At 41.4% G+C, this 24,468-nt stretch carries 23 protein-coding genes; 9 read left to right on the forward strand and 14 right to left on the reverse strand.

What is annotated here, in order from left to right; all coding sequences use genetic code 11:
* Window positions 1–90: 90 nt before the first annotated feature.
* Entirely contained in the window at window positions 91–561 is a 471-nt protein-coding gene (locus PG086_RS05095; RefSeq protein WP_270747996.1) for a GNAT family N-acetyltransferase, read from the reverse strand.
* A gap of 73 nt (window positions 562–634) precedes the next feature.
* Complete coding sequence (locus PG086_RS05100) at window positions 635–2,305, reverse strand: formate--tetrahydrofolate ligase (RefSeq protein WP_270747997.1); 1,671 nt, start codon at window positions 2,303–2,305, stop codon at window positions 635–637.
* Between the two features lie 231 nt (window positions 2,306–2,536).
* On the opposite strand from PG086_RS05100, the gene coaB reads away from it, so the two are divergent.
* The 5 genes from coaB (at window position 2,537) to PG086_RS05125 (ending at window position 5,573) form a co-directional block, all read left to right on the forward strand.
* On the forward strand, window positions 2,537–3,226 hold the full coding sequence (coaB, locus tag PG086_RS05105; RefSeq protein WP_084850904.1) for a phosphopantothenate--cysteine ligase: 690 nt from the start codon (window positions 2,537–2,539) through the stop codon (window positions 3,224–3,226).
* A gap of 11 nt (window positions 3,227–3,237) precedes the next feature.
* On the forward strand, window positions 3,238–3,789 hold the full coding sequence (gene coaC / locus PG086_RS05110) for a phosphopantothenoylcysteine decarboxylase (protein WP_084850889.1): 552 nt from the start codon (window positions 3,238–3,240) through the stop codon (window positions 3,787–3,789).
* The gene (locus PG086_RS05115) at window positions 3,773–4,336 is read left to right on the forward strand and encodes an ECF transporter S component (protein ID WP_270747998.1); all 564 of its coding nucleotides are present in this window, start codon (window positions 3,773–3,775) and stop codon (window positions 4,334–4,336) included. The genes coaC and PG086_RS05115 overlap by 17 nt, the downstream gene beginning before the upstream one ends.
* 182 nt (window positions 4,337–4,518) lie before the next feature.
* Window positions 4,519–5,046, forward strand: coding sequence for an ECF transporter S component (locus PG086_RS05120; RefSeq protein ID WP_000354646.1), 528 nt, complete (start codon window positions 4,519–4,521; stop codon window positions 5,044–5,046).
* 11 nt (window positions 5,047–5,057) lie between these two features.
* On the forward strand, window positions 5,058–5,573 hold the full coding sequence (locus tag PG086_RS05125) for a transcription repressor NadR (protein WP_270748000.1): 516 nt from the start codon (window positions 5,058–5,060) through the stop codon (window positions 5,571–5,573).
* Here the strand turns inward: PG086_RS05125 and PG086_RS05130 are convergent.
* The 4 genes from PG086_RS05130 to PG086_RS05145 all read right to left on the reverse strand — a co-directional run bounded on the left by PG086_RS05130 (window position 5,570) and on the right by PG086_RS05145 (window position 9,787).
* Window positions 5,570–6,037: an 8-oxo-dGTP diphosphatase gene (locus tag PG086_RS05130; protein WP_084850888.1), complete on the reverse strand. Its 468-nt coding sequence runs from the start codon at window positions 6,035–6,037 to the stop codon at window positions 5,570–5,572. The two genes, PG086_RS05125 and PG086_RS05130, sit on opposite strands and share 4 nt — an antisense overlap.
* Before the next feature lie 159 nt (window positions 6,038–6,196).
* Window positions 6,197–6,706 carry a hypothetical protein gene (locus PG086_RS05135; RefSeq protein WP_084850887.1) on the reverse strand — a complete coding sequence of 170 codons (510 nt, stop codon included), beginning with the start codon at window positions 6,704–6,706 and terminating at the stop codon, window positions 6,197–6,199.
* A gap of 62 nt (window positions 6,707–6,768) precedes the next feature.
* Entirely contained in the window at window positions 6,769–8,757 is a 1,989-nt protein-coding gene (gene uvrB, locus PG086_RS05140; protein ID WP_061588208.1) for an excinuclease ABC subunit UvrB, read from the reverse strand.
* Between the two features lie 76 nt (window positions 8,758–8,833).
* Entirely contained in the window at window positions 8,834–9,787 is a 954-nt protein-coding gene (locus PG086_RS05145; protein WP_009730216.1) for a CPBP family intramembrane glutamic endopeptidase, read from the reverse strand.
* Window positions 9,788–9,959: 172 nt separating this feature from the next.
* Here PG086_RS05145 and PG086_RS05150 point away from each other — a divergent pair, with 172 nt between their 5' ends.
* The 3 genes from PG086_RS05150 (at window position 9,960) to zwf (ending at window position 14,501) form a co-directional block, all read left to right on the forward strand.
* Entirely contained in the window at window positions 9,960–12,125 is a 2,166-nt protein-coding gene (locus PG086_RS05150) for an ABC transporter substrate-binding protein/permease (protein ID WP_270748001.1), read from the forward strand.
* On the forward strand, window positions 12,125–12,865 hold the full coding sequence (locus tag PG086_RS05155; protein WP_007516801.1) for an amino acid ABC transporter ATP-binding protein: 741 nt from the start codon (window positions 12,125–12,127) through the stop codon (window positions 12,863–12,865). Before PG086_RS05150 ends, PG086_RS05155 begins: the two co-directional genes overlap by 1 nt.
* Before the next feature lie 148 nt (window positions 12,866–13,013).
* Window positions 13,014–14,501: a glucose-6-phosphate dehydrogenase gene (zwf, locus tag PG086_RS05160; protein WP_270748004.1), complete on the forward strand. Its 1,488-nt coding sequence runs from the start codon at window positions 13,014–13,016 to the stop codon at window positions 14,499–14,501.
* Between the two features lie 44 nt (window positions 14,502–14,545).
* On the opposite strand, the gene ftsY is transcribed toward zwf, so the two are convergent.
* Genes ftsY through PG086_RS05175 form a run of 3 tightly spaced genes read right to left on the reverse strand, consistent with a single transcriptional unit; the run spans window position 14,546 to window position 17,466 of the window.
* Window positions 14,546–15,853 carry a signal recognition particle-docking protein FtsY gene (ftsY, locus tag PG086_RS05165; RefSeq protein WP_270748006.1) on the reverse strand — a complete coding sequence of 436 codons (1,308 nt, stop codon included), beginning with the start codon at window positions 15,851–15,853 and terminating at the stop codon, window positions 14,546–14,548.
* Between the two features lie 3 nt (window positions 15,854–15,856).
* Window positions 15,857–16,675, reverse strand: a complete 819-nt coding sequence (locus tag PG086_RS05170; protein ID WP_270748008.1) for a Cof-type HAD-IIB family hydrolase — start codon at window positions 16,673–16,675, stop codon at window positions 15,857–15,859.
* Window positions 16,675–17,466 carry a Cof-type HAD-IIB family hydrolase gene (locus PG086_RS05175; RefSeq protein WP_270748009.1) on the reverse strand — a complete coding sequence of 264 codons (792 nt, stop codon included), beginning with the start codon at window positions 17,464–17,466 and terminating at the stop codon, window positions 16,675–16,677. The genes PG086_RS05170 and PG086_RS05175 overlap by 1 nt, the downstream gene beginning before the upstream one ends.
* A gap of 217 nt (window positions 17,467–17,683) precedes the next feature.
* Between PG086_RS05175 and PG086_RS05180 the strand changes: the two genes are divergently transcribed.
* Window positions 17,684–18,379 carry a VIT1/CCC1 transporter family protein gene (locus tag PG086_RS05180; RefSeq protein WP_270748010.1) on the forward strand — a complete coding sequence of 232 codons (696 nt, stop codon included), beginning with the start codon at window positions 17,684–17,686 and terminating at the stop codon, window positions 18,377–18,379.
* 39 nt (window positions 18,380–18,418) lie between these two features.
* Here the strand turns inward: PG086_RS05180 and PG086_RS05185 are convergent, their stop codons facing one another.
* The 5 genes from PG086_RS05185 to PG086_RS05205 form a co-directional block, all read right to left on the reverse strand.
* Window positions 18,419–20,407, reverse strand: a complete 1,989-nt coding sequence (locus PG086_RS05185) for an FtsX-like permease family protein (RefSeq protein WP_000489341.1) — start codon at window positions 20,405–20,407, stop codon at window positions 18,419–18,421.
* A 1-nt stretch (window position 20,408) separates the two neighbouring features.
* A complete protein-coding gene (locus PG086_RS05190; RefSeq protein WP_000173369.1) occupies window positions 20,409–21,167 on the reverse strand; it encodes an ABC transporter ATP-binding protein in 759 nt (252 codons plus the stop codon).
* 380 nt (window positions 21,168–21,547) lie between these two features.
* Window positions 21,548–21,820 (reverse strand): PspC domain-containing protein, encoded by a 273-nt coding sequence (locus PG086_RS05195; protein WP_007516821.1) that lies wholly within the window; start codon window positions 21,818–21,820, stop codon window positions 21,548–21,550.
* A gap of 59 nt (window positions 21,821–21,879) precedes the next feature.
* Window positions 21,880–22,323, reverse strand: coding sequence for a SprT family protein (locus tag PG086_RS05200; protein ID WP_084920749.1), 444 nt, complete (start codon window positions 22,321–22,323; stop codon window positions 21,880–21,882).
* The gene (locus tag PG086_RS05205; RefSeq protein ID WP_270748014.1) at window positions 22,310–24,439 is read right to left on the reverse strand and encodes a Tex family protein; all 2,130 of its coding nucleotides are present in this window, start codon (window positions 24,437–24,439) and stop codon (window positions 22,310–22,312) included. Before PG086_RS05205 ends, PG086_RS05200 begins: the two co-directional genes overlap by 14 nt.
* Window positions 24,440–24,468 lie beyond the last annotated feature (29 nt).

The raw sequence follows: 24,468 nt of genomic DNA on the forward strand, positions 1-24,468 counted from the left end.
CAAAAATCAGGGAAAATATCTTTACCTAGACTGGTTACGTGTGGAATTCTACTCTCTCATATCATCAGGAGGAGTCAATGACTTTTGCATTCAAACGATATCATGCCATTTTTCAAACTTATAGCCTATCTTAGGGAAATGAGCTACTTGTTCATAGCCCCTCTTTCGGTGAAGAGAAATGCTCCTATCATTTGGCAAAGCGATACAAGCTAAGAAGCGTAAGTAACCCCTCGACACTAATTCTTCCTCCAGACAATCATAGAGTAGACTCCCTAACCCTCGACCTTTGGCTTCTTGGTGCAAGTAAATTGACACTTCAACTGACCAATCATAAGCTCTCCTATCATAATAGGTGGAAGCATAGGCATATCCCAAAATTTTACCTTCTTCCTCTAGCACTAGATAAGGATATTTAAGCAAGGTCTTTTGGATTCTTCTTTGAAATTCTTCAACACTTGGCACCTCGTATTCAAATGTAATGACTGTATTAAGGACATAGGGAGCATAAATTGCAAGCAGGTCTGGAATATCAGACTCCCTTACTGTTCGAATCGTTGGCACATATTTCTCTTTCTAAAATCGAAAATGAGCTCGGATAGCTTTTCCAAACTCATTTGAAATCAATTGCAATATACTAGAACAATCCTAGAACGGTTCCGTCACTTTCAACATCCATGTTGAGAGCTGCTGGTCGTTTTGGAAGGCCTGGCATGGTCATGACATCACCAGTTAAGGCAACGATGAAGCCTGCACCCAATTTTGGTACCAATTCACGAATGGTAATTTCAAAGTTTTCTGGGGCTCCAAGTGCATTTGGATTGTCAGAGAAACTGTACTGAGTTTTAGCCATACAGATTGGCAATTTGTCCCAACCATTTTGAACGATTTGGGCGATTTGCGTTTGAGCTTTCTTTTCAAAGTTGACTTTGCTACCACGGTAGATCTCTGTAACAATCTTTTCAATCTTTTCTTGGACAGAAAGGTCATTGTCATACAAACGTTTATAGTTAACTGGTGTTTCAGCAATTGTCTTGACAAGCATTTCAGCAAGAGCTACTCCACCTTCTGCGCCATCAGCCCATACACTAGCCAACTCAACTGGTACATCGATTGAGGCACAGAGTTCTTTCAAGGCTGCGATTTCAGCTTCTGTATCAGTGACAAATTCATTAATCGCAACAACTGCTGGAATACCAAACTTACGGATATTCTCAACGTGGCGTTTCAAGTTAGCAAAACCGGCACGGACCGCCTCCACATTTTCCTCTGTAAGAGCGTCCTTAGCTACACCACCATTCATCTTAAGGGCACGGAGGGTTGCGACGATGACAACAGCATCTGGAGATGTTGGCAGGTTTGGCGTCTTGATATCAAGGAATTTCTCAGCGCCAAGGTCTGCACCAAAACCAGCTTCAGTAACTGTGTAATCAGCTAAGTGAAGGGCTGTACTTGTTGCCAAAACAGAGTTACATCCATGAGCGATATTAGCAAATGGACCACCGTGTACAAAGGCAGGCGTTCCGTAAATTGTCTGAACGAGATTTGGCTTAATAGCATCCTTCAAAATCAATGCTAAAGCTCCCTCAACCTGTAAATCACCAACAGTAACTGGTGTACGGTCGTAACGATAACCGATAACGATATTCGCCAAACGACGTTTCAAATCTTCAATATCGGTCGCCAAGCAAAGAATGGCCATGATTTCAGAAGCGACGGTAATATCGAAACCATCCTCACGAGGAATACCATTTAGAGGGCCACCAAGTCCAACGGTCACATGACGAAGTGCGCGGTCGTTCAAGTCCACAACACGTTTCCAGAGAATACGACGTTGGTCAATTCCCAACTCATTTCCTTGGTGCAGGTGATTGTCAATCAAGGCAGAAAGAGCATTGTTAGCAGTTGTAATGGCATGCATATCCCCGGTAAAGTGGAGGTTGATGTCTTCCATTGGCAACACTTGGGCATAACCACCTCCTGCAGCACCTCCCTTAATCCCCATTACTGGGCCAAGAGACGGTTCGCGGATGGCAATCATGATTTTCTTACCAATCTTGTTCAAAGCGTCTGCCAGACCAATGGTAATGGTTGATTTCCCTTCACCTGCAGGTGTTGGATTGATGGCAGTAACCAAGATCAATTTACCAACTGGATTGCTCTCAACTGCACGAATTTTATCAAAGCTGAGCTTAGCCTTGTACTTCCCGTACAATTCCAAATCGTCGTAAGCAATACCCAGTTTCTCAACAACATCAACGATTGGCTTCAACTCAATACTCTGTGCGATTTCAATATCTGTTTTCATAGCAAACTCCTCTAACATCTAATATGATAACTCATTATAACACAAAAAAAGTTTTTTCACAGACAAAAAGCTTGCTAAAGTTTATAAACATCAAGTTTTAAGGCCGATTTTAGTCATCTTTTTTACTTTTTATAAGTTTTTATAGCCAAAAACTATAATCTTGCTGGAGAATTAGATAAAATAACAAACGCTTTCTTTGACTTGCATTTCTTTTTTTTGTACAATAATCCTATGAAAATTTTAGTTACGTCAGGCGGTACAAGTGAAGCAATCGATAGCGTCCGCTCTATCACTAACCATTCAACGGGTCGCTTGGGGAAAATCATCACGGAGACCTTGCTGGCGGCAGGACATGAAGTTTGTTTGATAACAACAAAACGAGCTCTGAAGCCAGAAGCTCATCCCAACCTAAGCATTCGAGAAATTAATAATACCAACGACCTTCTAGTTGAGATGCAAAAACGTGTTCAAAATTATCAAGTCTTGATTCATTCTATGGCTGTATCTGACTACACACCTGTTTATATGACAGGGCTTGAGGAAGTTCAGGCTAGCTCCAATCTGGAAGAATTCTTAAACAAGCAGAATCATCAAGCTAAGATTTCTTCAACTGACGAGGTTCAGGTTTTATTCCTGAAAAAAACACCCAAAATCATCTCTCTAATCAAAGAATGGAATCCTGCCATTCATCTGATTGGTTTCAAACTGTTGGTTGATGTCTCTGAAGATTATCTCATAGAAATTGCTAGAAAAAGCCTTATCAAGAACCAAGCAGACTTAATCATTGCAAATGACCTCACTCAAATTTCAGCAAATCAGCATCGTGCAATCTTTGTTGAGAATGATCATCTTCAAACGGTTCAAACCAAAGAGGAAATTGCAGAACTCCTCCTTGAAAAAATTCAAACCTATCATTCATAGAAAGGAAAGCCATGGCAAATATCCTCATTGCAGTGACAGGTTCCATTGCCTCCTATAAATCAGCTGACCTGGTCAGTTCCTTGAAGAAACAAGGCCATCAGGTCACTGTCCTAATGACTGAGGCAGCGAGAGAGTTTATCCAACCGTTGACACTACAGGTCCTCTCTCAAAATCCTGTCCACCTTGATGTCATGAAGGAACCCGCTCCTAATCAAGTCAATCATATCGAACTAGGCAAAAGAACCGACCTTTTTATCGTCGTCCCCGCTACTGCTAATACCATTGCAAAACTTGCGCACGGTTTTGCGGACAACATGGTGACAAGCACAGCGCTTGCCCTACCAAGTCACATCCCCAAACTCTTAGCGCCAGCCATGAATACAAAAATGTATGACCATCCGGCGACTCAGGCTAATCTAAAAACATTAGAGACCTATGGTTATCAGATTATCTCTCCAAAGGAATCTCTACTAGCCTGTGGCGATCACGGCAAAGGCGCCCTAGCTGACCTGAATACAATATTAGAAAGAATAAAGGAAACCCTCGATGAACAAACGCTCTAACATTGCTCCAATTGCTATCTTTTTTGCAGTTATGCTCGTTATCCACTTTTTGAGCTCTCTCCTATTTAACCTTTTCCCATTTCCAATTAAACCAACTATCGTTCATATTCCAATCATTATTGCTAGTATCATCTATGGTCCTCGCGTTGGAGTTACACTTGGTTTTCTTATGGGGCTATTGAGCTTAACGGTAAACACGATTACCATCCTTCCAACCAGCTACCTCTTTTCTCCATTCGTACCGAACGGAAACATCTATTCTGCGATTATCGCTATTGTCCCTCGCGTTTTGATCGGTCTGACACCTTACTTGGTTTATAAACTGATGAAAAATAAAACTGGGCTAATCCTAGCTGGTGCCCTTGGTTCCCTTACCAACACCGTCTTTGTCCTTGGTGGAATCTTCTTCCTTTTTGGAAATGTCTTCGATGGCAATATCCAAAAACTCCTAGCAACTGTTATCTCTACAAACTCAATCGCCGAATTGGTTATCTCAGCCATCTTGACTGTAATGATTGTCCCACGTCTCGAAACCTTGAAGAAATAAAAAAACAACTCCACTTTCGTCCTGAAGGTGGAGTTTAGTAGTTAAAACATAAGAATTAAGTTCCCAGTATTCTTTCTTTACCACATTTAATCAAATATCCATTAAAAATCACTAATGCTTCTTGACTTGATTGGTGATTTATTGTACTATACTTGTGTATATACAGATAAATGGAGGTTCTTATGGATATACGGAAAAAAACGCGGTTTATGACTATGACTGCCCTACTCACTGCAATAGCGATTTTGATTCCAATCATTATGCCTTTTAAAATCGTTATCCCACCGGCTTCTTACACCTTGGGAAGTCATATCCCCATCTTTATCGCCATGTTTCTTTCACCTTTGATGGCTGCTTTTGTGATTATTGCTTCTAGTCTCGGTTTCCTGATGGCAGGCTACCCTATGGTTATTGTCCTACGCGCCTTTTCTCACATCGTTTTTGGTACTTTGGGGGCTTTGTACTTAAAGAAATTCCCTGAAACCTTGGATAAACCAAAGGCATCTTGGATTTTTAACTTTGTTTTGGGTGTTGTTCACGCTATCGCTGAAGTACTAGCTTGTATCATCTTCTATGCTACTTCAGGGACAAACGTTGAAAATATGTTTTATGTTCTCTTCGTCCTAGTTGGCTTTGGCACAATTGTCCATAGTATGGTAGACTATACATTAGCACTAGCTGTCTATAAAGTGCTTCGAAAACGTCGCTAAAAGGAAAAACTATGACAACGGATCGCAAACAAGCTCTTCTCAAACTATTAAAAGAGGCGCCAAAAGCTCTCAATGGTCAAACCTTGGCTGAACACTTTCATGTTACGCGCCAAGTCATTGTACAGGATATCGCTATTCTCCGAGCAGATGGGGCTCCTATCCTATCCACCAATCGTGGTTATATCTACAAAGAAAATGATGCCATTCCCTACGTCCACAAACTCTTTAAAGTGAAACATGAACTGGAAGAAATCGGGCAGGAACTTCTAGCCATTGTAGATAATGGCGGACGCGTTCAAAATATCTTAATCGATCATCCCGTTTATGGCGAAATTGAAACCCACCTCAAACTCACCTGCCGCCGAGATGTCCAGCACTTTCTGGAACAAGTCGAGAATTCTGACTTTAGACCCCTTTCTGAATTGACAGACGGCATCCATTACCACCTTGTTGAAGCTGAGACACAACAAGACCTCCACTATATCGAGGAGGCCTTGGATCAGTTAGGTTATTTGGTAAAAGACTAGAAAATTTCTTTCTCCCAGCCGTCCTCTGTACGGTGACGATAGAAGAACTCAGACTTGTCAGGTGCTTCCATCATTTCCATCAAAGGCAACATATCATAGGCCAGATCCAAGTTTGGAATCTGGTCTTTTTGCACCCAAGATACTTCTCCTTCTTCGGACGATTGAAGACTTCCAGTAAACTCTGTCGCCTTATAGCAAACGACGATGTAGCGTTCACCTGTATCTAAGGGCCAATTTTTAATACCGACCAGTTGGGGATTCTGAATCGTTAGACCAGTTTCTTCGTATATTTCACGAATGACGGACTCGGCAAAGGCCTCGCCGTTCTCAACATGACCTCCTGGAAAGGCATAGCCAGACCAGCGATTGTTTTCAGGAGCGCGATATTGCATGACTATTCGCTTATTTTCTAGATCTTCGATTAGACAGATGTTGGTTAAAATGGTTGCTTGTGCTCGAGACATGGATTCGCTCGCTTTCTAAATTATTAAAATATATTTTTGTTGTATTTTTGGGGATTTCACGATAAAAGCATTAACTAAGTCATGGTATTATGATAAGATACTCTGACAGTGATAATTATATATAATGGCCTATATTGGCAAGAATAGGTGAAAGAGGCATTACTTCTTCTTTTCTAAATGTTTAACAAGAATTAAAATGACCAATCCTAAGAAAAAGAATAGCATGTAAGTTACGATAGGAAACCAGATGTAGCGATAATCTAGTGATAAGAGAGATGGTAAAATCCCTTTACTGTTTTTTCCACTAACTCCTAAAAATAGATGGACCACTAAACCGATACTATTAAGATAGATGAACAATCCAGCAAATCTGGTTAGAGTCATCCTTAACCTGGATAAATCTAAAAACCAATAGTCAAATATTCTGTAGACCAGACAAAAAAGATTTGCATATAATGGAAAACTATAGTTAATATCTCTGTATGGTGAGGGAAGTGGGAGGCTTTTAAAACTAAAATTAATACCTAGTCCTATTCCTAAGATTAGACCAAGGACTAGGAAGAAACCTATAATTTTATGAGAATCTAGCCAATGCTGAAAACTTTCTTTCCTTGATAGATTCTTTTTTGTATTTGAATTTCTTTTATTCATTTTCACCGTTTTCTTCATATCTAGACTACTGAAACAAGGGCATAGCAATTTGGCTAATTAAATTTGACTTAAGGGCCTCTCTACCCCAACGCCTTCACTTCCAACATCATGTCACGTATCTGAGCTGCCAATTCAAAGTCAAGCACTTCGACAGCTTCTTGCATTTGTTTTTCGAGTTTTTTGACGAGTTCTTTGCGTTCTTGTTTATTGAGGCTATTGATATCGACTTCCTTGTCCTCTTCCTTGGCAACTGCCTTGGTTACGGCAATAAGGTCACGGATTTCTTTCTTGATTGTCTGAGGTACGATACCATGCTCTTCATTATAAGCCATCTGGATTTTCCGACGACGGGCCGTTTCATCGATGGCACGTTGCATAGACTGGGTTACGGTATCCGCATACATGATGACATGCCCTTCGCTATTACGAGCAGCACGACCAATGGTCTGGATGAGGCCACGTTCGTTACGAAGGAAGCCTTCCTTGTCAGCATCGAGAATAGCAACCAAACTTACCTCAGGAACGTCAATCCCTTCACGGAGCAGGTTAATTCCGACCAAGACATCAAAGACACCCAAGCGTAGGTCACGGATAATCTCCGTCCGCTCCAAGGTCTTGATATCCGAGTGCATATACTTGACCTTGATGCCCATTTCCTTGAAGTAGTCGGTCAAATCTTCTGCCATCTTCTTGGTCAAGGTGGTAATAAAGGTTCGTTCATTTTTTTCAACACGGGCATTGATTTCGCCTAGGAGGTCATCAATCTGTCCCATAGTTGGACGAACTTCCACCTCTGGGTCTAGAAGCCCTGTCGGACGAATGATTTGCTCAATCACTGTCTCGGTCTGTTCATTTTCATAGTCACCTGGTGTTGCTGAAACGTAAACAATCTGATGAACATGACTCTCAAACTCCTCACGGCGTAAAGGACGATTGTCCAGGGCTGACGGTAAACGAAAACCATAATTAACCAGCATTTCCTTACGCGAACGGTCTCCATTGTACATGCCCTTAATCTGCCCCATGGTCATGTGACTTTCATCGATCATAATCAAGAAATCATCTGGGAAGAAGTCAAGAAGCGTATAAGGAGGCTCTCCTTCGCTACGACCATCCATGTGGCGTGAGTAGTTTTCAACACCGTTGGTATAGCCCATCTCACGTAACATCTCAATATCATACTCTGTCCGCTGCTTCAAACGCTGGGCTTCCAGCAGTTTGCCTTCCTTCTCAAAGACAGCTAACTGCTCTTCTAACTCTGCTTGAATCTTGGCAATCGCAACTTCCATGTGGTCGTCATTGGTCACAAAGTGAGTGGCAGGGAAAATCGCCAAATGATCGACTTCTCCCAATACCTGACCTGTCAAAGCCTCAACTTCACGGATACGGTCAATCTCATCCCCGAAAAACTCTACTCGAAAAGCGTGTTCATCACGGGAAGCTGGGAAAATCTCCACCACATCCCCACGAACGCGAAATCTTCCCCGTTGGAAATCAATATCATTGCGTTCAAACTGTATATCGACCAAGTCATTCAAGAGTTTGTCACGAGAAATCTCAAGACCTGGACGGAGACTAACGACGCTATCAGCATATTCCTTTGGCGAACCCAAACCATAGATACAAGAGACTGAAGCCACGACGATGACATCGTTACGCTCCAGAAGAGCCGAAGTCGCTGAATGACGGAGCTTGTCAATCTCATCATTAACAGAACTGTCCTTTTCAATATAGGTATCGCTCGAAGGAACATAAGCCTCGGGTTGGTAATAATCATAGTAAGATACAAAATACTCAACAGCATTTTCAGGGAAAAATTCCTTAAATTCCCCATAGAGCTGACCAGCAAGCGTCTTGTTATGGGCAATGACCAAAGTTGGTTTATTGACTTTGGAAATAACCTGACTCATGGTATAGGTCTTCCCTGTACCCGTCGCCCCCATCAGAATTTGAGCCTTCTCACCACCCTCGATATTATCGACCAACTGCTCAATTGCCTGGGGTTGATCTCCTGAAGGTTCGTATTTTGATACTAGTTTAAATTTATTATCTGTAATCCGATTGATCATAAGAATCCTCTCTCCATGTGCTATTCCTATTTTAGCATACTTATAGCATTTTCACGAAGAAAAGGACGGACCTAAGTCACATCCTTTCATTTTCTTTCTTTAATTGATTAGCGAGATAGACAATCAGAAGTAACAAGACTAAACTTGTCATGATAGAACCTTCAATCCCAAAAGAACCTCCTGATAGCCAAACTTGATTGCCTTGTGGTGAAAAGGTCATCAGAGACGTTCCTGACGGTTGACCGCTAACTAAAATGCCAAAAAGATTGCCCTGAGCAAAATTCCAAGCTCCATGAATACCTGCAACACCCCAAACTATATCAGTTTTGAGAAGGTAAAGAGCCATGGCAACTCCGAATAAGAAGAGATTCACTAGAGATAGAGGTGTTAGACCAGAATTTCCCACATGAAGCAGGGTAAAGAATATGCTAGATATGACAACAGCAAGTTTTAGATTGGTTCTTGAGGCCAATTGTGGAAGAAGCCAAGCACGGGACACCACTTCTTCTGCTGTCCCCTGTAAAATCCAAAATGGGATAGTAAAGACGACAAAAGTAAGCGAATAAGGATTCAAGCGAATGGATTCCAAACGATATTGCCCCAAGACCACCAAACCTAACAAGGTCAGAAGAAAAAGTGCCAAACCTAGGCCAAATCCTTTCAGAAGACTGCTAAGGAAATTTTCTCTATAAAATCCCAAGGTTCTAATAGATCTTTTCTCAACTTTTTTAGTCCATCTGAACACAGTGTTGAGAATAAAACCAAAGGACAGCAATGCTAAAATTAAACGAAAGTCACTTGTTTTATCCGTCAAGCTCTGCTGCAAGGTTTGCAAGTAAGTTGCAAGATTTTGACCAGCCTCTCCAAAATTTCTAGCAAGTCCGATGAGAGCTAACAAGCTAATACCATACAAAGTATATGCAACAAACTCTCCTATAAAGACAAAAACAAAGGCTAACAAAGGACTTGTGTAAATATTTAAACTCATTTGGGAAGATTGGAAGTCTTTAAATATTCTTTTATTCTTCATGTTCCTGCCCTCATTTCTTCTATTACATACTATTATTATATCATTTTATAGTAGCAATTCAAGAAGGAAAAGAAAATATAGATGTTATATTTTCTTACATAAAATTCATAAAATTTGCCTTTTCACCTTTTTTCTGGTATAATGGAAAAATATTCGGAAAAGGAGACTAAAAATGAAGAAAAAAATACTAGCATGTTTGCTCATTTTATTTCCCATTTTCTCACTAGGTATGGCAAAAGCTGATACTGTTAAGATTGTGTCTGATACAGCTTACGCGCCTTTTGAGTTTAAAGATTCAGATCAAACCTACAAAGGGATTGATGTTGATATTATCAATAAAGTCGCAGAAATCAAAGGATGGAACATCCAAATGTCTTATCCTGGCTTTGACGCAGCTGTAAATGCAGTGCAGTCAGGTCAAGCAGATGCTATTATGGCAGGTATGACAAAAACAAAAGAACGTGAAAATGTCTTTACCATGTCCGATACCTATTATGATACAAAAGTTGTCATTGCTACCACAAAGGCAAATAAAATCACCAAATATGAGGAACTTAGCGGAAAAACAGTTGGAGTTAAGAACGGAACTGCCGCCCAACGTTTCCTCGAAAGTATCAAAGATAAATACGGTTTCTCTATCAAAACCTTTGATACAGGTGATTTGATGAATAACAGTCTAAGTGCTGGTGCTGTAAATGCCATCATGGATGATAAACCTGTTATTGAGTATGCGATTAACCAAGGACAAGATCTCAGCATCAATATGGATGGCGAGGCTGTTGGAAGCTTTGCTTTTGGTGTCAAGAAAGGGAGCAAGTATGAACACTTGGTTACCGAGTTTAACGAAGCCCTAGTACAAATGAAGAAGGATGGTAGCTTGGAGCAAATCATCCAGAAATGGACTGCTTCTACAACTACGGCAAGCCCAACTACAACTACTGCTGCTGGGCAAAAAGCTACTCCAGTGAAAAGCAAGTACATTATTGCTAGCGACTCATCTTTCGCCCCATTCGTCTTTCAAAATTCAAGCAATCAATACACTGGTATTGATATGGACCTCATCAAGGCCATTGCCAAAGATCAAGGTTTTGAAATTGAAATTACCAACCCAGGATTTGACGCAGCCATCAGTGCTGTTCAAGCTGGACAAGCAGATGGTATCATTGCTGGTATGTCTGTAACAGATGCTCGTAAGGAAACCTTTGACTTCTCAGAATCATACTACACAGCAAATACGATTCTCGGTGTGAAAGAATCAAGCACAATTGCTTCTTATGAAGACCTCAAGGATAAAACTGTCGGTGTTAAAAACGGAACTGCTTCTCAAACGTTCCTTACTGAAAATCAAAGCAAATACGGCTATAAGATTAAAACCTTTGCAGATGGCGCATCAATGTATGACAGTCTGAATACTGGATCTATCGATGCCGTGATGGATGATGAGCCTGTTCTCAAATATTCTATCAGCCAAGGTCAAAAATTGAAAACACCAATCGCTGGAACTCCAATCGGTGAAACAGCCTTTGCGGTTAAAAAAGGAACAAACCCAGAATTGATCCAGATGTTCAATAATGGACTTGCGAACCTCAAAGCTAACGGAGAATTCCAAAAGATTCTTGACAAGTATCTAGCTAGCGAAACTTCAACTGACTCTACAAGTACAGTTGACGAAACAACTATCTGGGGCTTGCTTCAAAACAACTACAAACAACTTCTTAGTGGACTTGGAATCACTCTTGCTCTAGCTCTTATTTCATTTGCAATTGCCATTGTCATCGGGATTATCTTTGGTATGTTTAGCGTTAGCCCATACAAATCTCTTCGCTTAATCTCTGAGATTTTCGTTGACGTTATCCGTGGTATTCCCTTGATGATTCTTGCAGCCTTCATCTTCTGGGGTATTCCAAACTTCATCGAGTCCATTACAGGCCAACAAAGTCCAATCAATGACTTTGTAGCTGGTACTATCGCCCTCTCACTCAATGCGGCAGCTTATATCGCTGAAATCGTTCGTGGTGGGATTCAAGCTGTTCCAGTTGGGCAAATGGAAGCCAGTCGCAGTCTTGGTATCTCTTATGGAAAAACCATGCGTAAGATTATCTTGCCACAAGCGACTAAATTGATGTTGCCAAACTTTGTCAACCAATTCGTTATCGCTCTTAAAGATACAACCATCGTGTCTGCTATCGGTTTGGTGGAACTTTTCCAAACTGGTAAGATCATCATCGCCCGTAACTACCAAAGTTTCAAGATGTATGCAATCCTTGCTATCTTCTATCTTGTAATTATCACGCTTTTGACTAGACTAGCGAAACGCTTAGAAAAGAGGATTCGTTAATGGCAAAACTAAAAATTGATGTAAATGATTTGCATAAGTATTATGGAAAAAACGAAGTTTTAAAAGGCATTACGACTAAATTCTATGAAGGGGATGTTGTCTGTATCATCGGTCCTTCCGGTTCTGGTAAATCCACTTTCCTCCGTAGCCTTAACCTTCTCGAGGAGGTAACGAGTGGCCACATCACTGTGAACGGTTATGATTTGACTGACAAATCAACCAATGTCGACCATGTTCGTGAGAACGTAGGAATGGTTTTCCAACACTTCAACCTCTTCCCTCACATGTCCGTTCTAGAAAATATCACTTTTGCACCTATTGAACACAAACGAATGACCAAAGAAGAAGCTGAGAAATTGGGGATGGAGTTGCTTGAAAAGGTTGGACTAGCAGATAAAGCTAATGCCAATCCAGATAGTCTTTCAGGTGGTCAGAAACAGCGTGTAGCCATCGCTCGTGGACTTGCCATGAATCCTGATATCATGCTCTTTGATGAGCCAACTTCCGCTCTTGACCCTGAGATGGTCGGAGATGTACTAAACGTTATGAAGGAATTGGCAGAGCAAGGCATGACCATGATCATCGTAACCCACGAGATGGGATTTGCTCGTCAGGTGGCCAACCGTGTTATCTTTACGGCTGATGGTGAATTCCTAGAAGATGGGACACCAGATCAAATCTTTGATAACCCGCAACACCCTCGTCTAAAAGAGTTCTTGGACAAGGTCTTAAACGTATAAAACAAAACTGTAAGGTTCTCCTTACAGTTTTTTAATTGCGTATTGGATTTTTGATTTTTTTGAAAATTATGATAAAATAAAAGCTATGACAATGAGAAAATCTCATCCCTAGTCCAACTAGGAAAAAATATAGAAATTAGGTAGCTAGATGTCATCAAAGGTTATTGTTACAATTTTCGGTGCGAGTGGAGATTTAGCTAAACGCAAACTCTACCCTTCCCTTTTCAGGCTCTATAAATCAGGCAATCTCTCTGAGCATTTTGCTGTTATCGGAACAGCTCGTAGACCTTGGAGTAAGGAATATTTTGAATCTGTAGTTGTCGAGTCCATCCTTGACTTGGCAGATAGTACCGAGCAAGCCCAAGAATTTGCTAGCCACTTCTACTATCAAAGCCATGATGTGAATGATACGGAACATTACATTGCTTTGCGCCAATTACAAGCTGAGCTGAATGAAAAATACCAAGCTGAACACAATAAGCTCTTCTTCTTGTCTATGGCACCTCAGTTCTTTGGAACCATTGCCAAGCACCTCAAATCTGAAAATATTGTCGATGGCAAAGGTTTTGAGCGCTTGATCGTTGAGAAACCATTTGGTACAGACTACGAAACAGCTAGCAAACTCAATGAAGATCTTCTTGCGGCCTTTGATGAAGAGCAAATCTACCGTATCGACCATTACCTAGGTAAAGAGATGATTCAGGGTATCTTTGCTGTTCGTTTTGCTAACATGATCTTTGAGAATGTTTGGAATCGCGAACACATCGATAATGTTCAGATTACCTTTGCGGAACGTTTGGGTGTTGAAGAACGCGGTGGCTACTACGATCAATCTGGTGCCCTTCGTGATATGGTGCAAAACCATACTCTTCAACTCCTCTCTCTTCTAGCCATGGACAAACCAGCTAGCTTTACAAAAGATGAGATTCGTGCTGAAAAGATAAAGGTCTTTAAAAACCTCTATCATCCAACTGAGGAAGAATTGAAAGAACAGTTTATCCGTGGTCAATATCGCTCTGGTAAAATCGATGGCATGAAATACATTTCCTATCGTAGCGAGCCAAACGTCGATCCTGAATCTACAACAGAAACCTTCGCATCTGGTGCCTTCTTTGTAGACAGCGATCGTTTCCGTGGTGTTCCCTTCTTCTTCCGTACAGGGAAACGCCTGACCGAAAAAGGAACTCATGTCAATATCGTCTTTAAGCAAATGGACTCTATCTTCGGAGAACCATTGGCACCAAATATCTTGACCATCTATATCCAACCAACTGAAGGCTTCTCTCTTAGCTTAAATGGGAAACAAGTCGGTGAAGAATTTAACCTGGCTCCAAGCTCTCTGGATTACCGTACTGATGCTACTGCTACTGGAGCCTCACCAGACCCATACGAGAAATTAATCTACGATGTCTTGAATAACAACTCTACCAACTTTAGCCACTGGGATGAGGTAAGTGCTTCGTGGAAATTGATTGACCGTATTGAAAAACTCTGGGCTGAAAACGGAGCTCCACTCTACGATTATAAATCTGGGAGCATGGGTCCACAAGCTAGCTTTGACTTACTTGAGAAGTATGGAGCCAAATGGACCTGGCAACCAGATATCGCCTATCGTGAAGATGGACGTTTAGAATAGCAAAAATATCCTGCAAGATTAACTTGCAGGATATTTATTTTGTATTAAATCAAGCCCTCTAAAAGACCCTTCATAAAGTTTTCTGAGTTAAATTCCCCGATATCATCGATTTTTTCACCGAAACCAATCAATTTTACAGGGATATTTAGTTCTTCGCGTATAGCTAGTACAACACCACCTCGGGCAGTTCCATCAATTTTTGTCAAAACAATTCCTGTCAATGGTGTTATCTTAGAAAATTCCTTAGCTTGTACCAAGGCATTCTGTCCAGTTGACGCATCAAGGGCCAGGAAGGTTTCATGGGGTGCCTCTGGAACGACACGCTTGATAATGCGACCAATCTTTTCCAACTCGGCCATAAGGTTGTCCTTGTTTTGCAAACGACCTGCTGTATCAATCATGAGAATATCAATCCCTTCTGCTACAGCACGTTCCATCCCATCAAAGACCACACTTGCTGGATCAGCCTTTTCAGGCCCCGTCACAACAGGAACATCCACACGTCGGCCCCATTCAGCTAGCTGGGCAACAGCTCCAGCACGGAAGGTATCTGCCGCAACCAACATGACTTTCTTTCCAGCTTGTTTGTAGCGATGAGCCAATTTCCCGATAGAAGTTGTTTTCCCAACACCATTAACACCAACAAAGAGCATGACTGTCAAACCATCTTGGAAGTGGATTTGTTCATCATAGTTGCCATCCTTCTCATAGAGTTCAACCAATTTCTCGATAATGACACGACGAAGTGCGTCAGGCTTCTTAGCGTTTTCGAGTTTGGCTTCATAGCGTAGTTCTTCTGTTAAGTTTGAAGCAACTTGCACACCGACATCACTCATGATGAGCAGTTCTTCCAATTCCTCGAAGAATTCTTCATCGACAGAACGAAAGTTAGCAAAGAAGGCATTCAAACGAGCACCGAATCCGGTACGCGTTTTCTTGAGACTGCGGTCATATTTTTCCTGAACCGTTTCTTCAACTCGTGGATATTCTTCTACCACTTCAAAAGCTTGCTCTTCTCCAGCTTCTAGAGATTCTTGGCTCTCTTCTTCGAAAAATTCTTCAAGCTCTTGGCTTTGCTCTGTCTCATCAACTTCTAGCTCAACCTCTTCCTGAGCAGTTTCTTCGACTGCTTCTGGTTCAATAACTTCTTCTGTTGAGACTTGAGGAATTTCTTCTTGAGCAAGTGTTTCTTCTACTTTTTCCCTTGTTATCTCTTCCTGACTTGTTACTTCGATAACCGTTTGGTTTTCTTCAATCTCTTCTGACAAATCAATATTTTCCAGAGCTTCTTTCACAATATCTTCGATTTTCGGCTCTTCTTTTTTCCCGAATAAACGGTCAAATAATCCCATCTTCTAATTCTCCTTTAGCACGTATTCTTCAATAGCCCAGGCAACGGCTTCCTCGTCGTTGGTCATGGGGGTAACGACATTAGCAACTTCCTTAACTGCTGGAACTGCATTTTGCATGGCAACTCCCAGACCTGCCCACTCAATCATAGAAAGGTCATTGGCCTCGTCCCCACAAGCCATGACTTGACTTTGGTCGATACCCAAGTGTTTAATTAATTTCGCTAACCCTGTTGCCTTGTGGACGTTTTTCGGCGACCATTCCAATAAGAGTTCACGCGATTTGAAGATTTCATATTGATCAAATAAGTCTGGAGAAATCTTTTGAATGGCCGCATCCAAGGGTTCTTGGGGGAAGGCACTCACACATTTATTATAAGTTATCTGACTAGATAGCTCTTCAAAAGCGACTGGCACGAAAGTCAGGGATGGATTAAACTTAGCATAGAGACTTTCTTGGTCCGACTGGATTTGATAGACTGTTCCTTCTGAAATGGCATCTAACGGCAACCCTAGTTTTTCAGTTTCCTCGTACAATCGTGCCACATCGTCGATTGAAAAAACTGTTTTATCGAGAATCTCGCCCGTATTCTTCTGAACAAGCCCTCCATTAAAAGTTATGGTGTACTCATCCTCTTGTCCATCTGTTCCCAACTCCTTGAGAAAGAAATCCATAGCCTTCAAAGGACGCCCTGTTGTCAGTACGATCTTGATGCCACGATCACGCGCAGCTTTGAGGACCGCTTTGGTACGATCTGTCAGCCTTTTATCCGTTGTCAGTAAAGTGCCGTCCAAATCAAGTGCAATCAATTTAATATCTGCCATTACAAGCCCTCCATATAAGCCATCACTGACTGGTCCTTATGGTGGCCAATCACCGTCTCTGCTAATTCTAAAATCTCTGGTCGCGCGTTTTCAGGAGCGATTGGATGCCCGACGACCTGCATCATGTGAAGGTCATTGAGATTATCACCAAAAGCCATGACCTGATCCATGCTAAGCCCCAGTTTTTTGGCTAGCTCAACAATAGCCACACCCTTATCAACGTAGTCCAAGACAATATCAATGGATTCAAAACCAGTTGTCATGGCTTTCACACCAGGAACATTTTCGTTGACCCAGGCCTCACCAGCTTCTATCGTATCTTCTGTGAAGTTCGTAGTGAATTTAAAAATCTCATCTGTGATAGCTTCCAGACTCGCTACTTTTTGAATATTTTCATTGTAGTGACGGCTAAACATCAGATAGGTCTCATCCACTGTATCCAATACATAACAAGCTTTTTTCCCTGTCAGAAGCATTTTTCTTTCATCAAAATAAGGTGATTGCTTTAAAGCTTCAAAAGTGCTCAAGTAAAAGTCCCGAGACATAGTAGCCTCGTACATATCCTCTCCATGAAACTCAACATAACTCCCATTTTCAGCTATAAAAATCACTTCATCATGCACATCAGCAAATAGCTTTTTAAGGGATAAGATGCCACGACCCGAGGCAACTGCAAAATAAATTCCCTTTTCTTTGTAGGAAACAAGCAAGTTTTTGAGGCGTTCCATATCAAACCGACCCTCTCCGTCTAGAAAGGTTCCATCCATATCGGTTGCTACAAGTTTAATCATAAAATCCTTCATTCTCCAATTGATAAATCTACCTTCTATTATACCATAGATAAGCTAAAAAAGGACTAGTACAGTAGGATTGGCTACTGTATTGCCGTGCTTTATCGGTAAAGTGAAAAAGGTCTTAAAAATTAGAATCGTAGAACTTTTTTCAGATAGTTTAAAAAGTTTGTATTCCCCTACTCTTTTCTCTATAATGGAGAGAAAGGAGATGACTATGACAGAAATAAAACATGAAATTGATGCTAACTTTACAGGCCGACTCAATATCCTACGCGCAGGTGTTCTAGGAGCCAATGATGGAATTATTTCCATTGCTGGAGTCGTTATCGGTGTTGCCAGTGCGACAAGCAATATCTGGATTATCTTTTTATCAGGATTGGCCGCTATCCTTGCTGGTGCTTTTTCTATGGCAGGCGGCGAATATGTCTCTGTATCCACTCAGAAAGACACGGAAGAAGCCGCTGTTGCTAGAGAGCAATTACTCTTGGATAAAGACATCGAATCTGCAAAACAATCCCTCTATGCTGCTTACTTACAAAATGGTGAGTGTGAAACGTCCGCCCAACTTTTGACCAACAAGGCCTTTTTAAAAAATCCACTCAAAGCCTTGGTTGAGGAAAAATACGGTATCGAGTACGAAGAGTTTACCAATCCTTGGCATGCTGCGATCTCTAGCTTTATCGCCTTTGTACTGGGAAGCCTTCCTCCTATGCTTTCAATCACCGTCTTTCCAAGTGACTATCGTATTCCTGCTACTGTTTTTATCGTGGCCCTTTCCCTTCTCGTCACTGGCTATACCAGTGCTAAACTAGGCAAGGCTCCTACGAAAACAGCTATGATCCGCAACCTCTGTATCGGACTTCTGACCATGGGCGTAACCTTCCTCTTGGGACAACTCTTTAGCATTTAAAATAAAAGAAATACCTCGACAATCATCGAGGTATCTTTTTTACATTTGCACAATCTTGCGATAGCTTCTTGAGGTAATCATAAAAATCAAAACGTAGACGATGAGGAAGATCGCACAGATGGACAGAGTGACAGTCAGCATCATGGTTGCATCTAGCACCCCAATGACTTTTAGGATGAGACTAAGCATATGATAGGCAAAGGCAAGATGTAGGAAGGCAAAGAGCAAAGGGAGGAAGAAAACAGTTAGCACCTGTTTATTGATGGTTTGCTTGATTTGCTTTTGATCGAGACCGACTTTTTGCAAAATGATAAAGCGTTCACGGTCTTCATAGCCTTCAGAGATTTGTTTGTAGTAGATGACAAGAACTGTTCCCACCATAAAGATGATAGAGAGGAAGATACCGATGAAGAAGACTCCACCAAAGAGAGCACTCATCTGCGCACTGCTATCAGCTAGATTGCTTCCGTAAACATAGCTTCCTTCTTTGCTTAATTCTCTATTAAAATCACCAAGGAATTTTGAATAGTCGTTGGCAAGTTTGAGTTGCTCTTCCTCACTAGCTGTTACATTCATACCACCGTAGTATTGATTAAAGATGGAAGAATTAGGATGCTGGTCAAGAAAGACTTGTAGGTCAGGAACAACCAGATAGTTATAGTCCGAAGTTAGAATATTGTACTGATTTGGGACATGTTCAAGAATAAAATCTTTTTTGATTTCTTCTTTGATCGTGTAGGTCTGGTTATTTAGAGTCAGTTCTTTCTGTCCTTGAAGTTCTTTGTTTTTAGTAAACAATCCAACTTCCTTTCCTGAAAGTGCGAGTTTTTGCCCCGTCATATTCTCATAGTCTTTTTGGTCAAAGACCATAAAAACAGTTTTCGGTTGAACACGGTTTTGACCTTTGTCAAAGATTGTTAATTTCGTACCTTCTTGATTTGCTACACCAAAGCTACTGTATGTAAGAACTTCTTTCTTTGTAACAGTCAATCCCTTATCACTAGCATACTGGTCTAGGAGTTTATTTATGTCTTCTTTTTCAATATTCTGTCCTGTAATTCCAAAATCATGTGGATTCATGACTTTCTTGAAAGTTTCAGAGCCTTTAAAGATACTCGTTGCAGCAGACATTGTCACCAAGACCATGGTTGAAAGAATAGCAATCGTCGCCAGACCAACCGCATTTTTCTTCATACGAAAAATGAGATTGGATACAGAAATCATGTTGTTAGGTTGGTAATAATAACGCTTGTTTTTCTTCAAGATTTGTAGGAAAACTGTGATTCCTGCATTGAAGAGAAGATAAGTTCCCAAAATTACTAACAAAACTGCTACGAAGAAAATCAGAACAGCAGAAAGTGGATTTTCAACTGTAACTGCTAGGTAATAACCAGCTCCCAAACTGATTAGACCTAGAATGGTTTGAAGGCCTAAGAAACGTCCTTTTTTCTCACCACTGGCTTTTTCACGAGAGAGCTGAAGGGCATTCATGCGTGCGATGCGAAAGGCATTGATAAAAATTAGACCTAGGAAGATAGCTCCAAAGACGATGAGAACTAGGATAAAGACAATTGGTTGGAAAGTCGAAACGAGTTCCACTTTCATCTTCATCAGCTTCAGAAGAAGGGCAAAGATTAGCTTATCAAAGAGAGCTCCTAGGCCGAGACCAGCTGTCAAGGTTAAGGAACCAAAAATAAGAAGCTCCTTAAAAACCATACTGATCAAATGGCGCTTTTCAAGACCCAGCATACCATATACACCCAGCTCCTTGGAGCGGTTCTTCATGACAAAACTATTGGCATAAAGGACAATAATTCCAGAAGCGATGGTAACAACCACCATACCGAGAGCCAGGGTCATAGAGATAGTTTCTCCCCCTCGGATCTTGCCAATGTTAGGATTAAGTGACAATGAATAAAAGAGATAGGTGATGGTCACTGCTAAGAGAACAGCTAAGGCAAAGGGATAGTAGAGTTTGCGGTTTTTAATCAAGTTAGATACCGCTAACTTATTGGTTAATCGGAACATACTAATTCACCTCGCTTGCCATAACAGTCAAAGTATCAGAGATTTCTTGGAACATCTGACGCTCTGTCTTGTCTCCACGGTAGATTTGGTTGTAAAGAATGCCGTCTTTGATAAAGAGAACGCGTTTGGCCCTGCTGGCTGCCGCCGTTGAGTGAGTTACCATGAGAATGGTTTGACCGCGTTCATTGATTTCATCAAAAACATCTAGAAGAGCTGCAGATGACTTGGAGTCAAGAGCTCCTGTTGGCTCATCCGCAAGGAGAATTTCAGGTTCAGTGATGATGGCGCGTGCTACTGCTACCCGCTGCTTTTGACCACCTGAGATCTCGTAAGGGTACTTCTCTTGCAATTGGTTGATGCCCAAATTTTCAGCTGTCACTACCAATTTCTTCATCATCTCCGTAATAGGTTTTCGTGATAGAACTAACGGAAGCAAGATATTGTCCTTAACAGACAGGGTATCTAGCAAGTTAAAGTCTTGGAAGACAAATCCCAACTTCTCACGACGGAAACTCGAAGCCTGTGAATTTTTAATAGTGGCTGTGTCTGTTCCGTTTAAGTAAACCTGACCTCGAGTTGGTTTATCCAGCATAGCTAGGATGTTGAGCAGGGTTGATTTCCCAGAACCAGACTCTCCCATGATGGCAACATAGTCACCCTTTTCTACGGTAAAGTGAATGTCTTTAAGTGCTTCTACTTGGTTGCCTTGAAAACGTGTTTTGTAGATTTTTTGAACGTGTTTTACATCTAAAAGTGTCATGATTTTCTCCTTCTTAATATCCCATCATTTGAAACTGTGCTTGCATCATAGCGCATCCCAGTTGAACACGCTCGATATCTTTTTGACTTGGTTTTCTTGTTTTCTTTTGTAAAATTCTTTTCATGGTTTTGCTCCTTTGTTCTTTATGAGTCTAGTTTATCGCAAAAAAAGGCGGCTTGCCATAACCTAACCTTACAAAAGAGACTTTAATCTTACATTTTTGTAAGATTGAAGAAAATCAAGTAATTTTGCTATCAATATTTTACCATAAAAGAAAGGCAAGAAGAAAACCCTTGCGGATGCAAGGGTTAAGGTTCACTTCTTTTTCTGACCTCTTTGAGAAATAAGGAAACTATCTATAAACTATTTCAAAATCCAACTCACCAAAACCGTCCATCATTGTCATCAATGGCCTCGGCTTCCTTGCGTTTGCGTGGTCCTGTTCCGTACATTTCTGCTTCGATTTCTTCCTTAGTTGGCAGGATAGAGGCGAGGATGATGTAAATAATCACACCAACTCCAAAATTTGATATGGTAAAAATGGCGAAGAGAAAGCGGACTAAGGTGACATCAAAATTCCACTTGTCTGATAGACCAGCTAAGACTCCCGACACCATGCGATTTCGTCTCATTTTATAAAATTTTGTATTCATGATTTGTTCCTCTTTCGGTATTCTTACAAGTAGTATATCATGAAACGGGGGCACAAACATCAGTCCTTAGGCCGATTTAGGATGACGAGTTTACCACAGCAGACGCCACAGCGATAGCACTTGGTATCAATCTTCCTCTTTCGTTGATAGCGTTGCTGGCAGGATTGACACTGATAAACTAGGAAATTACTTTGGTTCTTCAAAGGGGGAACAAAGCGTAGTCCGTCCACTTCTTTCAAAAGCTTCTTGAAATCTCGGTCCTTATGGCGATAACCCTTTTTTTGAAAATAAAGGTGATAGTGACAGAGTTCATGGCGCACGATTTTGCGAAATACTTCCAAACCAAGTTCATTATAAACCTTGGGGTTAAAATCCAAATGCCCATCTTTAGGGAAAAATCGTCCACCTGTCGTTCGCAGACGAGAATTCCACTGGGCTTGGTGTGTAAAAGGTCTACCAAAGTCTTCGAGGGAAACAGACTGAACGTACTCAGTTAGATTCATCTGGAGCGAGGAGCGACAGATTGACTTTTTCACGTTCGGTATCGATTTTCTTAACCCAAACCGTTACCAAATCTCCAACAGACACTACTTGGCTGGGATGTTTGATAAATTTGCGACTCATATGGGAAATATGGATCAAGCCATCCTCGTGAATCCCAATATCAACGAAGGCACCGAAATCAACGACATTACGCACCACACCTTCCAGCTTCTGGCCGACTTTTAAATCCTTGATATCCAGTACATCTTGACGGAGAACAGGTGCATCAAAAGAATCACGAAAATCACGACCTGGTTTGAGAAGGTCAGCAATGATATCTTTAAGGGTTTCTGGACCAAGATCTAGTTCTTGGGCCATCTCCTTGACTGATAGGGACTTAAGCTTATTTTGTGCTTCTTCATTCAAGTCCTTGATATCCAAGCGTTTGAAGAGTTCCTTAACCGCAGCATAGTTTTCTGGGTGAACTCCCGTATTATCGAGGATATTGCTACTTTCAGGAATACGGAGGAAACCAGCTGCTTGCTCAAAAGCCTTAGCTCCCAGGCGAGGAACTTTCTTGATTTGGGCGCGCGAAGTGATTTTTCCTTCTTCCTCACGATATTTGACAATATTTTCAGAGATAGTTTTATTGAGTCCAGCTACGTGGGAGAGAAGTGCTGGGCTGGCTGTATTGACATTGACACCGACTTGGTTAACCACCGTATCGACAACAAAGTCCAGACTTTCAGACAATTTCTTCTGACTGACATCGTGCTGGTATTGACCGACACCGATTGACTTGGGATCAATTTTGACCAATTCGGCAAGCGGATCTTGCAAACGACGGGCGATAGAGATAGCAGAGCGTTTTTCAACAGTTAATTCTGGAAACTCCTGACGAGCAAGTTCGCTGGCAGAGTAGACAGAAGCGCCACTTTCATTGACAATAACATAGCTGACCTCAGGAAAATCTTTCAGAACTTCCGCTACAAAGGCTTCACTTTCCCGACTGGCCGTCCCATTTCCGATAGCAATAATTTCCACATAGTATTGACCAATCAAGTCCGACAAATCTTTCTTGGCTTCTTCGATTTGACGAGCTGATGCTGGTTTTACTGGATAAATGACTTGAGTCGTCAGCATTTTTCCTGTTGCATCTACGACAGCCAGCTTGGCACCTGTACGAAAGGCAGGGTCAAATCCTAAAACCACGCGCCCTTTCAGTGGAGCAACCAAGAGGAGATTACGCAGGTTGTCAGAAAAGAGTTGGATAGCTCCCTCTTCTGCCTTTTCGGTTAATTCTGCCCGAATGCGGCGCTCGATAGCAGGCAAGACCTTTTTCTTAACTGACTGTTGAACAACTTCATCTATATAGGCATTTTTCACCTTGAAACGAGCAGCAAAGAAAGATAAGATACGGTCCGTCGCATGTTCAAAGCCAACCTTCAAAATACCTAATTTTTCCCCACGATTGAGAGCCAAGGTACGATAACCCTGCATGTTGCCAACTGTCTCTGAAAAATCATAATAAATCTGAAAAACTTGTTTTTCATCAAGACTTTCATCCTTGACTTGCGAAGTGATTTTAGAGTGTCTCAACACTTCCTGATAGGTCAGTGAACGCAAAGTCACATCTTCAGATAAGGCTTCGACCAAAATATCAACCGCACCAGCCAAGGCTTCTTGACCAGTCGCAAATCCTTCACAGACAAACTTCTCAGCTTCTTTCTCTAAGCCATCTACGTTTTGCAAAATCAAGCGAGCAAGAGGAAAGAGTCCAGCTTCACGGGCAATGGTTGCCTTGGTCCGACGTTTTTCCTTATAAGGAAGATAGAGTTCTTCTACGTCTGCTAATTTTTCAGCTGCCAAAATAGCTGCTTCCAATTCCTTGGTTAGTTTGCCTTGTTCTTGAATCTTAGCTAAGACAGCTTCTTTACGGTCGTTGAGATTTGTCAGACTTTTATCCAAGTCGATAATGGCCTTAATCGCCACCTCATCCAGACTACCAGTCATGTCCTTTCGATAACGCGCGATGAAGGGAATTGTCGCCCCTTCAGCCGTCAAACTTAGAACAGTATCGATTTGCTTTAAGGTTACTCCCAAATCTTGGGAGATTTTTTCATATTTTTTATCCATAAACCTATTATACCATAAGGAACAACTCT

The sequence above is a fragment of the Streptococcus halitosis genome (assembly GCF_027691175.1).
In the GTDB taxonomy this organism is placed as follows: Bacteria; Bacillota; Bacilli; order Lactobacillales; family Streptococcaceae; genus Streptococcus; species Streptococcus halitosis_A.

Excerpts from the sequence above, each read along its gene's own strand:
- PG086_RS05190 (WP_000173369.1), bottom strand. The coding sequence starts at position 21,167 with ATGACACTTTTAGATGTAAAACACGTTCAAAAAATCTACAAAACACGT.
- PG086_RS05150 (WP_270748001.1), top strand. The coding sequence starts at position 9,960 with ATGAAGAAAAAAATACTAGCATGTTTGCTCATTTTATTTCCCATTTTC.
- PG086_RS05135 (WP_084850887.1), bottom strand. The coding sequence starts at position 6,706 with ATGAAGAAAACGGTGAAAATGAATAAAAGAAATTCAAATACAAAAAAG.
- ftsY (WP_270748006.1), bottom strand. The coding sequence starts at position 15,853 with ATGGGATTATTTGACCGTTTATTCGGGAAAAAAGAAGAGCCGAAAATC.
- coaB (WP_084850904.1), top strand. The coding sequence starts at position 2,537 with ATGAAAATTTTAGTTACGTCAGGCGGTACAAGTGAAGCAATCGATAGC.
- PG086_RS05115 (WP_270747998.1), top strand. The coding sequence starts at position 3,773 with ATGAACAAACGCTCTAACATTGCTCCAATTGCTATCTTTTTTGCAGTT.
- zwf (WP_270748004.1), top strand. The coding sequence starts at position 13,014 with ATGTCATCAAAGGTTATTGTTACAATTTTCGGTGCGAGTGGAGATTTA.
- PG086_RS05185 (WP_000489341.1), bottom strand. The coding sequence starts at position 20,407 with ATGTTCCGATTAACCAATAAGTTAGCGGTATCTAACTTGATTAAAAAC.
- PG086_RS05120 (WP_000354646.1), top strand. The coding sequence starts at position 4,519 with ATGGATATACGGAAAAAAACGCGGTTTATGACTATGACTGCCCTACTC.
- PG086_RS05205 (WP_270748014.1), bottom strand. The coding sequence starts at position 24,439 with ATGGATAAAAAATATGAAAAAATCTCCCAAGATTTGGGAGTAACCTTA.
- PG086_RS05170 (WP_270748008.1), bottom strand. The coding sequence starts at position 16,675 with ATGGCAGATATTAAATTGATTGCACTTGATTTGGACGGCACTTTACTG.
- uvrB (WP_061588208.1), bottom strand. The coding sequence starts at position 8,757 with ATGATCAATCGGATTACAGATAATAAATTTAAACTAGTATCAAAATAC.
- PG086_RS05175 (WP_270748009.1), bottom strand. The coding sequence starts at position 17,466 with ATGATTAAACTTGTAGCAACCGATATGGATGGAACCTTTCTAGACGGA.
- PG086_RS05130 (WP_084850888.1), bottom strand. The coding sequence starts at position 6,037 with ATGTCTCGAGCACAAGCAACCATTTTAACCAACATCTGTCTAATCGAA.
- PG086_RS05180 (WP_270748010.1), top strand. The coding sequence starts at position 17,684 with ATGACAGAAATAAAACATGAAATTGATGCTAACTTTACAGGCCGACTC.
- PG086_RS05125 (WP_270748000.1), top strand. The coding sequence starts at position 5,058 with ATGACAACGGATCGCAAACAAGCTCTTCTCAAACTATTAAAAGAGGCG.
- PG086_RS05155 (WP_007516801.1), top strand. The coding sequence starts at position 12,125 with ATGGCAAAACTAAAAATTGATGTAAATGATTTGCATAAGTATTATGGA.
- PG086_RS05145 (WP_009730216.1), bottom strand. The coding sequence starts at position 9,787 with ATGAAGAATAAAAGAATATTTAAAGACTTCCAATCTTCCCAAATGAGT.
- PG086_RS05195 (WP_007516821.1), bottom strand. The coding sequence starts at position 21,820 with ATGAATACAAAATTTTATAAAATGAGACGAAATCGCATGGTGTCGGGA.
- PG086_RS05100 (WP_270747997.1), bottom strand. The coding sequence starts at position 2,305 with ATGAAAACAGATATTGAAATCGCACAGAGTATTGAGTTGAAGCCAATC.
- PG086_RS05200 (WP_084920749.1), bottom strand. The coding sequence starts at position 22,323 with ATGAATCTAACTGAGTACGTTCAGTCTGTTTCCCTCGAAGACTTTGGT.
- coaC (WP_084850889.1), top strand. The coding sequence starts at position 3,238 with ATGGCAAATATCCTCATTGCAGTGACAGGTTCCATTGCCTCCTATAAA.